This is a genomic window from Streptomyces cyaneofuscatus, assembly GCF_042718795.1.
In the GTDB taxonomy this organism is placed as follows: domain Bacteria; phylum Actinomycetota; class Actinomycetes; order Streptomycetales; family Streptomycetaceae; genus Streptomyces; species Streptomyces cyaneofuscatus_A.
Genome location: NZ_JBHXOX010000009.1, coordinates 153971 through 166933, shown reverse-complemented (window position 1 = coordinate 166933; position 12963 = coordinate 153971). Strand labels below are relative to the sequence as shown.

Sequence of the window (12963 nt, the reverse complement as noted above, 5' to 3'; positions counted from 1 at the left end):
CGGAACCGACGCCTCAGAGCTGGGTGACGTCCAGCTCCCCGGCCGCGTACTGCTTCCGGATCACCTTCTTGTCGAACTTGCCGACGCTCGTCTTCGGTACGGCCGGAATCACCGACCACCGCTCCGGAAGCTGCCACTTGGCGATGCCCGACTCGGCGAGGAACGCCTTCAGCGCCTCGTAGTCGACGTCGGCGGCACCCTCCTTGAGGACCACCGTCGCCAGCGGCCGCTCGCCCCACTTCTCGTCCGGTACGGCGACGACGGCCGCCTCCGCGACGTCCGGGTGGGCCATCAGCGCGTTCTCCAGCTCGACGCTGGAGATCCACTCGCCGCCGGACTTGATGACGTCCTTGGCCCGGTCGGTGAGGGTGAGGTAGCCGTCGGTGCTGATCACGCCGACGTCGCCGGTCTTCAGCCAGCCGTCCGCGCTGAACTTGTCCTCGGGCCGCAGGTGCTCGCCGTCGGCCCCGCCGTAGTACGCGGCAGCGATCCACGGGCCACGGACCTCCAGCTCACCGGCCGACTCGCCGTCCCACGGCAGGTGCTCCCCGGCCGGGCCGACCAGCCGCGCCTCCACACCGGCCGGGAAGCGGCCCTGGGTGATGCGGTAGGGCCACTCCTCCTCGGCGCTCAGCCCGGCGGGCGGGTGGGCCATGGTGCCCAGCGGCGAGGTCTCCGTCATGCCCCAGGCGTGGCAGAGCCGGACGCCGAGCTTGTCGTACGCCTCCATCAGCGACGGCGGGCAGGCCGCGCCGCCGATGGTCACGTTGGCCATGGAGGAGAGGTCGCGCGGGTTGGCGGTGACCTCGGCGAGGAGGCCCTGCCAGATGGTGGGCACCGCGGCGGCGTGCGTGGGGCGCTCGCGCTCGATCATCTCGGCGAGCGGGGCGGGCTGGAGGAAGCGGTCCGGCATGAGCATGTTGACGCCGCTCATGAAGGTGGCGTGCGGCAGGCCCCAGGCGTTCACGTGGAACTGGGGAACCACGACCAGCGTGGTGTCCTTGTCGGTCAGCCCCATCGACTCCGACATGTTGACCTGCATGGAGTGCAGGTAGATGGAGCGGTGGGAGTAGACGACGCCCTTGGGGTCGCCGGTGGTGCCGGAGGTGTAACACATGGCGGCGGCCTGGCGTTCGTCCAGCTCCGGCCAGTCGTACGTGGTCGGGCGCCCCGCGATCAGCTCCTCGTACTCGTGCACGCGCGGCGCGACCCCGGCGAGCGCCGAGCGGTCGCCCGGCCCGGAGACGACCACGTGCTCGATGCTCGGCAGGTGGGGCAGGAGCGGCACGAGGAGCGGCAGCAGCGTGCCGTCCGCGATGACGACCTTGTCGTCCGCGTGGTTGACGATCCAGGCGAGCTGCTCCGGCGGCAGCCGGAGGTTGAGGGTGTGGAGCACGGCTCCCATGGAGGGAATCGCGAGGTATGCCTCGATGTGTGCCGAGTTGTTCCACATGAGGGTCGCCACCCTCTGGTCGCCGTCGACGCCCAGTTCGTCGCGGAGCGCGTTGGCCAGCCGGGTCGCGCGGGTGCCGATCTCGGCGAAGGTGCGTCGGTGCGGCTCGGGTTCGCCGGTCCAGGTCGTGACCTGCGACTTCCCGTGAATCGTCATCCCGTGGTGCAGGATGCGGGTGACAGTCAGCGGTACGTCCTGCATGGTGCTCAGCACGGCGTCCTCCCGGTGGGCGCTACGCGGCAGTAGGGTTGCGCTGATTCTGCGCACATACCACGCGGTATGTCACTACTCGCGGGAGAAAATTCCTGTCCGGGGGGTGCCAGGGGATGCGCGGTCCTCAGCGCACCGGGGTCAGCTCGGGGTCCTCCCGGAGCTTGCCGAGGGCACGGGAGACGGCGCTCTTCACCGTACCGATCGACACCCCGAGCACCTCGGCCGTCTGAGCCTCGCTGAGGTCCTCGTAGTACCTCAGGACGACCATCGCCCGCTGGCGGTCCGGGAGCTTGAGCACGGCACGCCACATCGCGTCGTGCAGCGACTGCTGCTCGGCCGGGTCGGGGGCCGCGACGCCGCCCTGCTCGGGCAGCTCCTCGCAGGCGAACTCGTCGACCTTTCGCTTGCGCCACTGCGAGGTCCGGGTGTTCAGCAGCGCCCGGCGGACGTACCCGTCCAGCGCCCGGTGGTCCTCGATCCGCTCCCACGCGACGTACGTCTTGGCGAGCGCGGTCTGCAGCAGGTCCTCCGCGTCGCACGGGTTCGCGGTGAGCGAGCGCGCGGTGCGCAGCAGGACCGGGCCCCGGGCCCGGACGTACGAGGAGAACGACGCGTACGGCGCGTGGGTCGGGTGGCCGGCGGCGGTGGCGGAAGCCGCCCTGGAGGCGCCCGTGCAGACTGGCGTGGTCATGTACTCAACCTAGGAGCGGGGCCCGGCGAGGGGATCGGCCCCAGGTCCCGAAGGCCCGTCCGCCTCAGGTTGTAGGGCCGGCTCACCCTCCACCTCCTGAAGGTGGACGGGCCCTCGTCCGGCCTTAAGGGTCCCGCCTCCCCGCCGTCAGGGTCCGGCCCGGCGCCGACCGGGCGCCGGCCGGGCCGGTTCAGCCGTCCGCGCCGAGGATCAGCCCGGACGTCGGGACCCCCGTACCGGCCGTGACCAGGGATCTCGCCGCCCCCGCCACCTGGTTCACCGACGTGCCGCGGATCTGCCGGACGGCCTCCGCGATGCCGTTCATCCCGTGGAGGTACGCCTCCCCCAGCTGGCCCCCATGGGTGTTCAGGGGCAGCGCGTCCGCCGCGACGAACGCCCCGCCCTCCCCCGGACCACAGAAACCGAACTCCTCCAACTGCATCAGGACGAACGGCGTGAAGTGGTCGTAGAGGATGCCCACGTCGATATCGGCCGGGGCGAGACCCGAGCTCCGCCAGAGCTGCCGGGCGACGACGGCGGTCTCCGGCAGGCCGGTCAGCCCGTCCCGGTAGAAGCTCGTCATCTGCTCCTGCGACCGGCCCGCGCCCTGCGCCGCCGCGACGACGACGGCGGGCGGCCGGGGCAGGTCGCGGGCGCGCTCCACGCTGGTGACGACGAGGGCCTGGCCGCCGTCGGTCTCCTGGCAGCAGTCCAGCAGCCGCAGCGGCTCCACGATCCAGCGGGAGGCGGCGTGGTCGGCGAGCGTGATCGGCTGCCCGTGGAAGTACGCCGCCGGGTTCCGCGCCGCGTGGCGGCGGTCGACCACCGCCACCTCCCCGAAGACCTCCGGTCCGAGGCCGTACGTGTGCAGGTAGCGCTGGGCTGCCATCGCCACCCAGGAGGCGGGGGTGAGCAGCCCGGACGGCAGGTTCCAGCCGAGCGCCGCGCCCTCGGCGGTGGGCTCGCGCCGCTGGACGCCCGAGCCGAAGCGGCGGCCGGAGCGCTCGTTGAACGCCCGGTAGCAGACGACGACGTCGGCCACCCCGCTCGCCACCGCGAGGGCGGCCTGCTGGACGGTGGCGCAGGCGGCACCGCCCCCGTAATGGATGCGGGAGAAGAACGACAGCTCCCCGATCCCTGCGGCCTGGGCGACGGTGATCTCGGGACTGGTGTCCATGGTGAAGGTGACGAGGCCGTCGACGTCGGCGGGGGTGAGGCCCGCGTCGTCGAGGGCGGCGCCCACGGCCTCGACGGCGAGCTTGAGTTCACTGCGGCCGGAGTTCTTGGAGAACTCGGTGGCCCCGATGCCGACGACGGCCGCCTTTCCGCCGAGGGTGTCGGCCCTGCGGATGCTCATGCGCCACTCTCCCTGGTGATGGCGACGGCGATGGCGACGGTGACCTTTCCGCTGACGTGGCGCCCTATACGGTTGTCGCCGACCACCGCGACCTCTATAAGGGCGTCGTTTTCGCCTTCCAGGGCCATGTTTTCCGAGGCCGCGTTTTCCGAGGCCACGTTTTCCGAGGCGACGACGTGGCCGGACAACCGCAGCACGTCCCCCGGGTAGTTGGGAGCCCCGAGGCGGATCGCGACCTTGCGGAGGACGGCGGCGGGCCCGAAGTGGTCGGTGATGTAGCGGCCGACGAGCCCGTTGGTGGTGAGGATGTTCATGAAGATGTCGGGGGAGCCCTTCTCCCGGGCCAGTTCGGCGTCGTGGTGCACGTCCTGGTAGTCGCGGGAGGCGATGGCGGCCGCCACGATCAGGGTGCGGGTGACGGGGATCTCCAGGGGCGGCAGCGCGTCGCCGACGCGGTACGCGTCCTTCACGGCGTGCCCCCGGACCTGTACCTGTCGCCCGCCAGCAACAGGCCCAACTCCTCCAGCAGTTCCGCGCCGCAGCCGAGGTACGCGTCGAGCTGGCGACCCCAGAGGAAGTGCCGGTGGACCGGGTGGTCAAGGTCGGCCCCGGTGCCGCCGTGCAGGTGCTGCCCGGCGTGCACGACTCGCCGACCCGCCTCCGATGCCCACCAGGCGGCCGTCAACGCCTGCGCCTCGTAGTTCAGTTGCCGGTCGCGCCGCCATGCGGCCTCGTACGCCGTGACCCTGATGGCCTCCGTGTCCATGTGGGCGTCGGCGGCACGGAGCAGGACGCCCTGGTTGGTGGAGAGCGGCCGCCCGAACTGCTCCCGGGTCGTGGTGTGCCGGACCGCCCAGGCGAGGGAGCCCGCGCAGACGCCCGCCTGGAGCCCGGCGAAGGCGGTCCGGCTCGCGGTGAGGACCGCGGCACAGGCCCCCGGGCCCGTACCGAGGGGCTCTCCCCGTACGCCGTCGAGGCCGAGCCGCCCCGCCGACCAGGGCGCGGTCGTCTCCACGGGCACCACGGTCACGCCCGGCGCCCCGGTCTCCACGATCCACAGGGCCCGGTCCGCGTCGGCCACCAGCACCCAGGTGGCGTCCCGCAGCCACGGCACCCAGGGCACGACCCCGTACAGCGCCCCGTCCACCGCCCGTACTCCGCCCCGCGCCGGGAGGGCTCCCGTCGCCACCGCCGTACCGTCGCGCAGGGCGGGCAGCAGGCGCTCCCGCTGCTCCGGCGTACCGTGCTCGGCGACCGCGAGGAGCCCGTACACACAGGTCGCCGCCAGTGGGACCTGGGCGGTGGTCCGGCCCTGTTCCTCCAGGAGGAGTACGAGACCGAGCAGCCCGATGTTCTCCACCGCCCCGGGCAGTCCGGCCGTGCACAGCTCTTTCCACAGCCCCGCGTCCGTACCCGTCCCGGCCGACAGCAGCCGCTCGTGCGTCGAGAGATCATCGAAGATCCGCGCGGCCAGGCCCTGTGCCGCCGCCTGCTCCTCGCTCGGAGTGAAGTCCATCTCAACCGCCCTCGCTCGCCCGGAAGACCGGGAGTTCCAGATCGGGGTCCGTACGCAGGAACTCCAGCCGTACGGGCAGGCCGACGCGCACCTTGTCGTACGGCACCCCGACCACGTTGCCGACGATCCGCACGCCCTCGGCGAGTTCGATGAGCGCGACGGCGTACGGGCCGCCCTCGCCCGACGGGTCGAAGGCGGGGAAGGACGGGTGGTGCATCACGACATGGCTGAACACCGTGCCCTCGCCGCCCGCCTCGACCGTGTCCCACTCCTGGCCGGCGCAGGCGTTGCAGCCGGGGAGCCAGGGGAAGCGGAGGGTGGCGCAGCCGGTGCAGCGCTGGATGAGGAGGCGGTGCTCGGCGACTCCCGCCCAGAATCCGGCGTTGTCGCGGTTGATGACGGGCCGGGGGCGGAGAGGCGCTTCCTCCTCCGGCTTCGCGGTTCTCGGTTGCACGGGGTTCCGTTGCGCGGGATACCGTTGCGCGGGATTCCGTTGCGCGGGGCGGTACTTGAGGATGCGGAAGCGGTGCGTCCCGGCGGGTTCGCCGTCGGCGCGGACCTCCATGCGGGTGGTGACGAAGTAGCCGGCGCCGAGCTTGGTGGTCTTGCGGGGGGAGACGGCCTCGATGACGGCGTCGAAGGTGATCCGGTCGCCGGGCCGGAGCGGCCGCAGATACTCCTGCTCGCAGTCGGTGGCGACGACGGAGGTGTACCCGGCGCCGTCGAGGAGCCCGAGCAGTTCGTCGTACGCCGCCGAGCGGCCCGTACCGTCGTGGGGCTCCGGGTCCGGGTCCGGGTCCGGGTCCGGGTCCGGGTCCGGCTCCGGCTCCGGGTTCGGGTTCGGCTCCGGGTCCGGGTCCGGGTCCGAGGAGAGGCCGCGCATCGTCCAGGCCTGGAGCATGGTCGGCGGGGCGACGGCGTCGGGCCCCCGGTAGGCGGATGAGGTGTCGCCCATGGCCTCGCACCAGTGCCGGATCATGGGCAGGTTGACGGGGTCCTTGCCGGTGCCGGCGGTGGCCGCGGGACGGCCGACATACGCGGTGAGCCGTTCGTACAGGAGATCCGGGGCATCGGCCGGCATGTCCTGGCCGTCCTGGCCTCCCGGCTTCACCGCTTGCCCCGCGTCATCCCGAGCCGCATGGTCGCGACGATCTCGCGCTGCACTTCGCTGACGCCGCCGCCGAAGGTGTTGATCTGCGCGGCCCGGTTCATCCGCTCCAGCTCTCCCGCAGCACTGCCCCCTCCGAAGCAGCCGGCCGACCCACCCCGCAGAAGCCCGACGTCCCCCACCACCTCCTGGCACATCCGATACACCTCCACGGCGCTCTCGGTCCCCGCGAACTTCACGCCGCTCGCCTCGCCGGGAGCGAGCGCCCCGGCCCCCACGGCCCCGACCAGCCGCCAGTTCAGCAGCCGGATCGCCGCGAGCCGGGCGTACGCCTCCGCGAGCCGGGCACGTACCCACGGCTCGTCGACCCGGCGGCGCCCCGTGGCGGGGTCGGGGGTACGGGCGTGGGCGAGGGCCTCCTCGTAGAAGTCCTCGGCCTGCATGCCGATGGCGGCGAGGGCGACGCGTTCGTGGTTGAGCTGGTTGGTGATGAGCCCCCACCCCTGGTTCTCCTCGCCGACGAGGTTCGAGGAGGGAACACGTACGCCGTCGTAGTACGTGGCGGTCGTGGTCAGCCCGCCTACCGTCTCGATGGGCGTCCAGGAGAAGCCGGGGTCATCGGTCGGCACGAGGATGATCGAGATGCCGCGGTGCTTGGGGGCGTCGGGGTCCGTACGGCAGGCGAGCCAGATCCAGTCGGCCTGCTGGGCGTTGCTGGTGAAGATCTTCTGGCCATGGACCACCCAGTCGTCGCCGTCCCGCACGGCACGGGTCCGCAGCGCCGCCAGGTCCGTACCGGCTTCGGGCTCGCTGTAACCGATCGCGAAGACGAGGTCGCCGCTGAGGATGCGGGGCAGGAAGTACGCCTTCTGCTCCTCGGTGCCGTACTTCATCAGGGTCGGGCCGACGGTGTTGAGGGTGACCATGGAGACGGGCGCACCGGCCCGGTACGCCTCGTCGAAGAAGACGAACTGCTCGTCGGTCCCGCGCCCCTGCCCGCCGTACGCGACGGGCCAGCCGAGGCCGAGCATCCCGTCGGCGCCGATCCGCCGGAGCAGCCGCCGCTGCTCACCCGGGTCGTCGCGCCAGCTTCCGCCCTCGGGCAGTACGGCCGCGAAGTACGCGCGCAGTTCGGTACGGAGCTGCTGCTGGCGCTCCGTCGGGGCGAGGTGCACGGCGGACCTCCGAGGGCGGCATTCACGGCGACAGGAACAGTTTCTGACTGTCCGTCAGTTTCACTTCCCCTGTCAAGAGTCGAGGGTCAGGGGCAACGGCAACAGCCCGCGCGAGGCACCGAAGTGCCGCCGCACGGGCTGCTGTGCAACCGACCGGAACCCACCCCCCGGGAGGTCCCGGACGCCCGATCACCTCTGATCGTCTCCGCCGCCTCTGATCACCTCTGATCACCGAGGAGGCGTGACCACCGGGATCATCACCAGAAGAACGGAGTGAAGTTCACGTCGACGCTGTGGTCCGACTGGTCGATGACGGTGAAGGCCGAGCCGCTCACCTGGGCCGAGGTGTTCTGGTTCGACGCGCCGGCCCCGACAGCCTGCTGCTGCGTCGTGGACGCGTTGCCGGTGTTGGCGCCATCGACACCGCTGCCGCCGATCGTCGCCACGGCCGCGTTCGATCCGTCGTTCGCGAAGGAGCCGTTGTCCGCCAGGGCCACACCGCCGCAGAGGGCGACGGTCAGGGGCAGCGCGGCGACGGCGGCGAGAACACGAGCGGTACGGATGCTTGCCATGTCATTTCCTCCAGGAACCGGAAGTCCGGCTTCAGTTGGTTCATGTGCGACTGTTTCCGGGGAAGTCGGCCGACTGCCCCCGGTGCTGGTCACGACGTCGCGAGACCAGAGTTGCCCAGCACATCCCCGGCGAACCATGCTGTGCCACCCGATTCCCTCGCAAGCATGAAGAAGGGGCGCTAAACCCCTCCCGGACAGCGAAGGCCCAGGCTTCTCCGACGGAGAGGCCCGCTAGAAGGTGTACCGGGTGTGACTGAACACCTGGCCGTCGTGCCCGAAGCCGTACGCCGTGATGGGAGCCACCGCGAACAGCAGGTCCCGGCCCTCGCGGATGCTGTCGCCGAAGCCGAAGAAGGCACCCTCCGGCGAGGTGATGTGGTCCCCGTACTGCGCCTCGAACGCGGCGATGGCCTCGTCCTGCCGTGCCGGATCCGTCACCTGCTCGGCCTCGCCCTCGACCACGATGTCGAGACCGCCCGCGAGCGAGCCGTGCCCGGTGGTGAGCGCGCAGTGGGCGTTGCCGGCCAGATTCCTCGCCTTCTGGCCGCCCGGCCCGGTGCTGAAGAACAGCGTCCCGTCGTACCAGGCGGCCATCAGCGGCGTGACGTGCAGCCGGCCGTCCGCACGGACGGTGGTGATCCAGAAGACCTCGGCGTCACACAGCCGGCGCTGCGCCTCGGCCCAGTCGGTCGCGGTGACGTCCTCCGCACCGGGACGCGGGTTGAGCGCGGAGCTGTAGCGGGCGTCGAGCTCGGTCGTGGGCTGCTGGGGAGTCATGCGGAACCACTTCCCTCTCCTTACGACGTACGACAAAGGCTACGCAGCCCGGCCCGGTGGCGCCCGTCCCCACTTCCCTTATTCGAACCTATGTACGAAACTAAAACCATGGCCACCATCGACCGGCAGACCGCCACCCTGGCCCTCGCCCACGCCCTATCCGCCGCCGGGCGCGGGCTCCCCGTCTTCCCCCTGTCCGCCACCAAGCTCCCCGCGCTGCGCTCCCCCCACCACGGCGAGCAGCCGCCGGTCCACTGCCGGGGCGAGTGCGGCCTGCCCGGCCACGGGGTGCACGACGCGACGACGGACCCCGCAGCCGTCCGGGCCCTCTTCGCCGCCGCACCCAGGGCCACCGGCTACGGCATCGCCTGCGGACGCGCCCCGCACCGGCTCGTCGGCATCGACCTGGACATCGACACCGCGCACGGCAACGACTCGGTGGGCGCCCTCCGGCAACTGGCGCTCCAGCACCTGTTCACCATCCCGCCGACGGTCACGGTGCTCACCCCGAGCGGGGGCCGCCACCTCTGGCTCACCGGCCCCGCCGACACCACGGTCCCCAACTCGGCCGGCCGCCTCGCCCCCGGCATCGACATCCGCGGCAGCGGCGGCTACCTGGTCGGCCCCGGCTCGATCACCACCCACGGCCGCTACCGCCTGGCCCCCGGCACCGCCCACCTCACCCCGGCCCCCTGCCCCCGCGCACTCCTCCGCCTCCTGACCCCACCACGCCGCGAACCCACCCCGTCCGGTCACCCCGGCCATCTCGGCCATCCGGGGAAGGAAACGCCCCCCGGCCGCCGGGGCGAGGGCCTGATCCAGTTCGTCCTGGCGGCCCACGAGGGCCAGCGCAACACCCGCCTGTTCTGGGCCGCCTGCCGCGCCTACGAACACGGCTTCGGCGACACCCTGGCCGACGCCCTCACCACCGCGGCGGTCCGCACAGGCCTCACGGAACAGGAGGCGCGTGCGGCGATCGCCTCGGCGGAACGGCTGACGCGGGGACGGGGACGCGACGACCGAGACGACAACCGCCGCTGAGGCAGCGGACGACGAAGAGGGGCGCCCCGACATCGGAGCGCCCCTCGTGACCGGCACGGACGCCGACCTGCTGCGGTGGGTGTGGGATTTGAACCCACGGTGACATCGCTGCCACGACGGTTTTCAAGACCGTTCCCTTAGGCCGCTCGGGCAACCCACCCCGCATCGTCGGCCCCCGGGCCGTGACGGCCGACGGGCCGTCAGGGCCCTGTGGGGCCGGGTCGACGCTCGGTACAGCCTAGCCGGTCAGCTGTCGCCCTCGCGCTGGCCCAGGGTGACTTCGGCCGTGGCCGTCTTGCCGTCGCGCTCGTAGGTCAGGGTGACCTTCTCGCCGGGCTTGCGGGTCCAGATCTCGCCGATCAGGGTGGGGCCGCTGTCGATCACGGTGTCGTTGAACTTGGTGATCACGTCGCCCGCCTTGAGGCCCGCCTTGGCCGCCGGGCCGTTCGGAGTGACGGAGGGGGTGTTGCCGGCGCCCTCGGGGGAGATCTCGGCGCCGCCGGTCTTCTCCTCCATGGAGACCGTCGCGCCGATCACCGGATAGACCGGCTTGCCGGTCTTGATCAACTGCTCGGCGACGTTCTTCGCCTGGTTGATCGGGATCGCGAAGCCGAGGCCGATCGAGCCGGCCTGGGACTGGCCGAGGCCGCCGCCGGTCGACTGGATCGCGGAGTTGATGCCGATGACCGCGCCCGTGGCGTCCAGCAGCGGGCCGCCGGAGTTGCCCGGGTTGATCGAGGCGTCGGTCTGCAGGGCGCTCATGTACGAGTTCTTGTTGCTCTGGCCGTCCCCGGAGGCGACCGGGCGGTTCTTCGCGCTGATGATGCCCGTCGTCACCGTGTTGGACAGGCCGAAGGGGGCGCCGATCGCGATCGTCGAGTCGCCGACCGCCACGCTCTCCGAGTTGCCGAGGGGGAGCGGGGCCAGGCCCGCCGGCGGGTTCTTCAGCTTCAGCACGGCCACGTCGTAGCCCTGCGCCCGGCCGACCACCTCGGCCGCGTACTTCTTGCCGTCGGAGAACGTCGCCGACAGCTCGCCGGACTCCGCCGCGGAGGCCACCACGTGGTTGTTGGTGAGGATGTGGCCCTCCTTGTCGTACACGAAGCCCGTGCCCGTGCCGCCCTCGCCGTCGCCGCCCTGCGCGTCGATCGTGACCACGCTGGGGAGCGCCTTCGCCGCGACCCCGGCCACGGTGCCCGCCGGGCGCTTGAGGTCCCTCGGGGAGTCCGATGCCGCCACGGTGGTCGAACTGCCGGAGGAGCCGTTGTCGTTGCGGTCGGCCGCCCAGAAGCCGAGTGCGCCACCGATGCCGCCCGCGACCAGGGCCGCCACCGCGACCGCCGCGACCAGGCCGCCGGCGCCCCGGCGCTTGCCGTTGCCGTTGCCGTGGGAGGGGTCGTGGCCGGGCTGCGGGGCGCCCCAGACCGGGCCGTGACCCCTCCCGTTGCCGATGCCGCCACCGCCGGGCGTGTGCGCCGCGCCGCCGCCCGCGTACGAGGGGACCGCGGGCGGGGGCGGGGGCCAGGAGGCGGCGCCCGCGGGGGGCTCGGGCGCCGCCCCGTACGGGGAGTGCGGGGGCTGATGGGGCTGATGGGGCTGCTGGGGGGTGTGGGGCTGGTGAGCCTGGTGGGTGTGTGTGCCGGGGTGCGCCGGCGGGTCCTGGTGGGTGCCCGCATGCGCCGGGGAGCCCTGGTGCGTGGGGGTGTGGCGCGGTGCGTCAGCGTGCGCCGGAGTGGGGGGCGCGATCGGGGCGGCCGGGGAGGGAGTCCCCGTACCGGCGCCGTCCGTGGACCCGTCTCGCACACCGTCCGGAGCCTTGTCTCCTACGCCGTACTCCGCTGGGTTCGCAGCCCCGTCCGCAGCCGGGTCGGGAGTGGTGGCCGGCACGGGAGGTGCGGGCGGAACGGGCGGCACGGCCGGTACCGCGTTGCCCTCGGTGCCCTCGTTCTCGGTGCTCACAGCTCTTTACTCCTCGGTTCCACTCGGCATCCAGTCGGCATTCGGCAAGAAATCCGCTGTGCACGTGTCTGCGGTCAGCTTTTCCCACAGCACGTCGGGCCACTGTAAGCAGGACCTGTGCATCCGCACACCAATCTTTACATCAGACAAAACGGTCCTCCAGGCTGACATGTGCTCGCCTACCCCCACGGCGGTGACACCATGACCCGGGTGACCCACGCACGGCAGCGCAGCCCGCAGACCTCGATCCAGGTCATCGCCCATCGCGGAGCGTCCGACGACGCCCCCGAACACACCCTGGCCGCCTACCGCAAGGCGATCGAGGACGGTGCCGACGCCCTGGAGTGCGACGTACGGCTGACCGCCGACGGCCACCTCGTCTGCGTGCACGACCGCCGGGTGAACCGTACGTCGAACGGGCGCGGCGCCGTCTCCGCCCTGGAGCTCGCCGATCTCGCCGCCCTCGACTTCGGCTCCTGGAAGGACCGCGAGGAGTCGCCGGACTGGGATCCGGTGCCGGGCGAGCTCACCTCCGTACTCACCCTGGAACGGCTCCTGGAGCTCTTCACCGAGGTACGGGCCACCGGGCGGCCGCTGCAACTGGCCATCGAGACCAAGCACCCCACCCGTTGGGCCGGACAGGTCGAGGAGCGGCTCCTCGACCTGCTGAACCGCTTCGAGCTGGCCTCGCCGCCGGCCGACGAGCCCTCCCCCATCCGCATCATGAGCTTCTCCGGCCGCTCCCTGCTCCGCGTCCACGCCGCGGCGCCCACCCTGCCGACCGTCTACCTGATGCAGTTCGTGTCACCCCGGCTGCGCGACGGACGGCTGCCCGCCGGTTCCCGGATCGCCGGACCCGGCATGCGGATCGTGCGCAGCCACCCCGGGTACATCGAGCGGCTGCACCGGGCGGGCCACCGGGTGCACGTGTGGACCGTGAACGAACCGGCGGATGTGGAGCTCTGCGCCGAACTCGGCGTCGAGGCGATCATCACCAACCGCCCGAAGCAGGTCCTGTCCCAACTGGGGCGTATTTAGCACAGAACGGGACACCGTCGGCACGTGACAGCACCCCGCACCACCATGACGGGGAGTACACCG

At 72.0% G+C, this 12963-nt stretch carries 12 protein-coding genes and 1 tRNA gene; 2 read left to right on the top strand and 11 right to left on the bottom strand.

The genetic code is table 11. The annotated features are described in order from the left end of the window. Positions 1 to 13: 13 nt before the first annotated feature. From ACFWRT_RS12490 to ACFWRT_RS12450, 9 genes are all read right to left on the bottom strand, one after another. Positions 14 to 1666 (bottom strand): long-chain fatty acid--CoA ligase, encoded by a 1653-nt coding sequence (locus tag ACFWRT_RS12490; protein WP_380951727.1) that lies wholly within the window; start codon positions 1664 to 1666, stop codon positions 14 to 16. Positions 1667 to 1790: 124 nt separating this feature from the next. Beyond that, on the bottom strand, positions 1791 to 2357 hold the full coding sequence (locus tag ACFWRT_RS12485; protein WP_350679392.1) for a SigE family RNA polymerase sigma factor: 567 nt from the start codon (positions 2355 to 2357) through the stop codon (positions 1791 to 1793). A 190-nt stretch (positions 2358 to 2547) separates the two neighbouring features. Then, on the bottom strand, positions 2548 to 3714 hold the full coding sequence (locus ACFWRT_RS12480; RefSeq protein ID WP_380951726.1) for a lipid-transfer protein: 1167 nt from the start codon (positions 3712 to 3714) through the stop codon (positions 2548 to 2550). Then, complete coding sequence (locus ACFWRT_RS12475) at positions 3711 to 4184, bottom strand: MaoC family dehydratase (RefSeq protein WP_380951725.1); 474 nt, start codon at positions 4182 to 4184, stop codon at positions 3711 to 3713. The genes ACFWRT_RS12480 and ACFWRT_RS12475 overlap by 4 nt, the downstream gene beginning before the upstream one ends. After that, positions 4181 to 5230, bottom strand: a complete 1050-nt coding sequence (locus tag ACFWRT_RS12470) for an acyl-CoA dehydrogenase family protein (RefSeq protein WP_380951724.1) — start codon at positions 5228 to 5230, stop codon at positions 4181 to 4183. Before ACFWRT_RS12470 ends, ACFWRT_RS12475 begins: the two co-directional genes overlap by 4 nt. 1 nt (position 5231) lies before the next feature. Then, complete coding sequence (locus tag ACFWRT_RS12465; RefSeq protein ID WP_380951723.1) at positions 5232 to 6311, bottom strand: bifunctional MaoC family dehydratase N-terminal/OB-fold nucleic acid binding domain-containing protein; 1080 nt, start codon at positions 6309 to 6311, stop codon at positions 5232 to 5234. 26 nt (positions 6312 to 6337) lie between these two features. Continuing rightward, positions 6338 to 7513 carry an acyl-CoA dehydrogenase family protein gene (locus tag ACFWRT_RS12460; RefSeq protein ID WP_380951722.1) on the bottom strand — a complete coding sequence of 392 codons (1176 nt, stop codon included), beginning with the start codon at positions 7511 to 7513 and terminating at the stop codon, positions 6338 to 6340. A 257-nt stretch (positions 7514 to 7770) separates the two neighbouring features. After that, positions 7771 to 8085: a hypothetical protein gene (locus tag ACFWRT_RS12455; RefSeq protein WP_380951721.1), complete on the bottom strand. Its 315-nt coding sequence runs from the start codon at positions 8083 to 8085 to the stop codon at positions 7771 to 7773. Between the two features lie 231 nt (positions 8086 to 8316). After that, positions 8317 to 8862, bottom strand: coding sequence for a pyridoxamine 5'-phosphate oxidase family protein (locus ACFWRT_RS12450; RefSeq protein WP_380951720.1), 546 nt, complete (start codon positions 8860 to 8862; stop codon positions 8317 to 8319). A gap of 108 nt (positions 8863 to 8970) precedes the next feature. Between ACFWRT_RS12450 and ACFWRT_RS12445 the strand changes: the two genes are divergently transcribed. After that, positions 8971 to 9903: a bifunctional DNA primase/polymerase gene (locus ACFWRT_RS12445; RefSeq protein WP_380951719.1), complete on the top strand. Its 933-nt coding sequence runs from the start codon at positions 8971 to 8973 to the stop codon at positions 9901 to 9903. Positions 9904 to 9976: 73 nt separating this feature from the next. On the opposite strand, the gene ACFWRT_RS12440 is transcribed toward ACFWRT_RS12445, so the two are convergent. Together ACFWRT_RS12440 and ACFWRT_RS12435 are read right to left on the bottom strand one after the other, a co-directional pair. Continuing rightward, positions 9977 to 10063 (bottom strand) — tRNA-Ser (locus ACFWRT_RS12440). Positions 10064 to 10149: 86 nt separating this feature from the next. Then, complete coding sequence (locus ACFWRT_RS12435; RefSeq protein ID WP_380951718.1) at positions 10150 to 11862, bottom strand: S1C family serine protease; 1713 nt, start codon at positions 11860 to 11862, stop codon at positions 10150 to 10152. 201 nt (positions 11863 to 12063) lie between these two features. Here ACFWRT_RS12435 and ACFWRT_RS12430 point away from each other — a divergent pair, with 201 nt between their 5' ends. Next, positions 12064 to 12900, top strand: a complete 837-nt coding sequence (locus tag ACFWRT_RS12430) for a glycerophosphodiester phosphodiesterase (protein ID WP_380951717.1) — start codon at positions 12064 to 12066, stop codon at positions 12898 to 12900. The last annotated feature ends 63 nt before the right edge of the window (positions 12901 to 12963 follow it).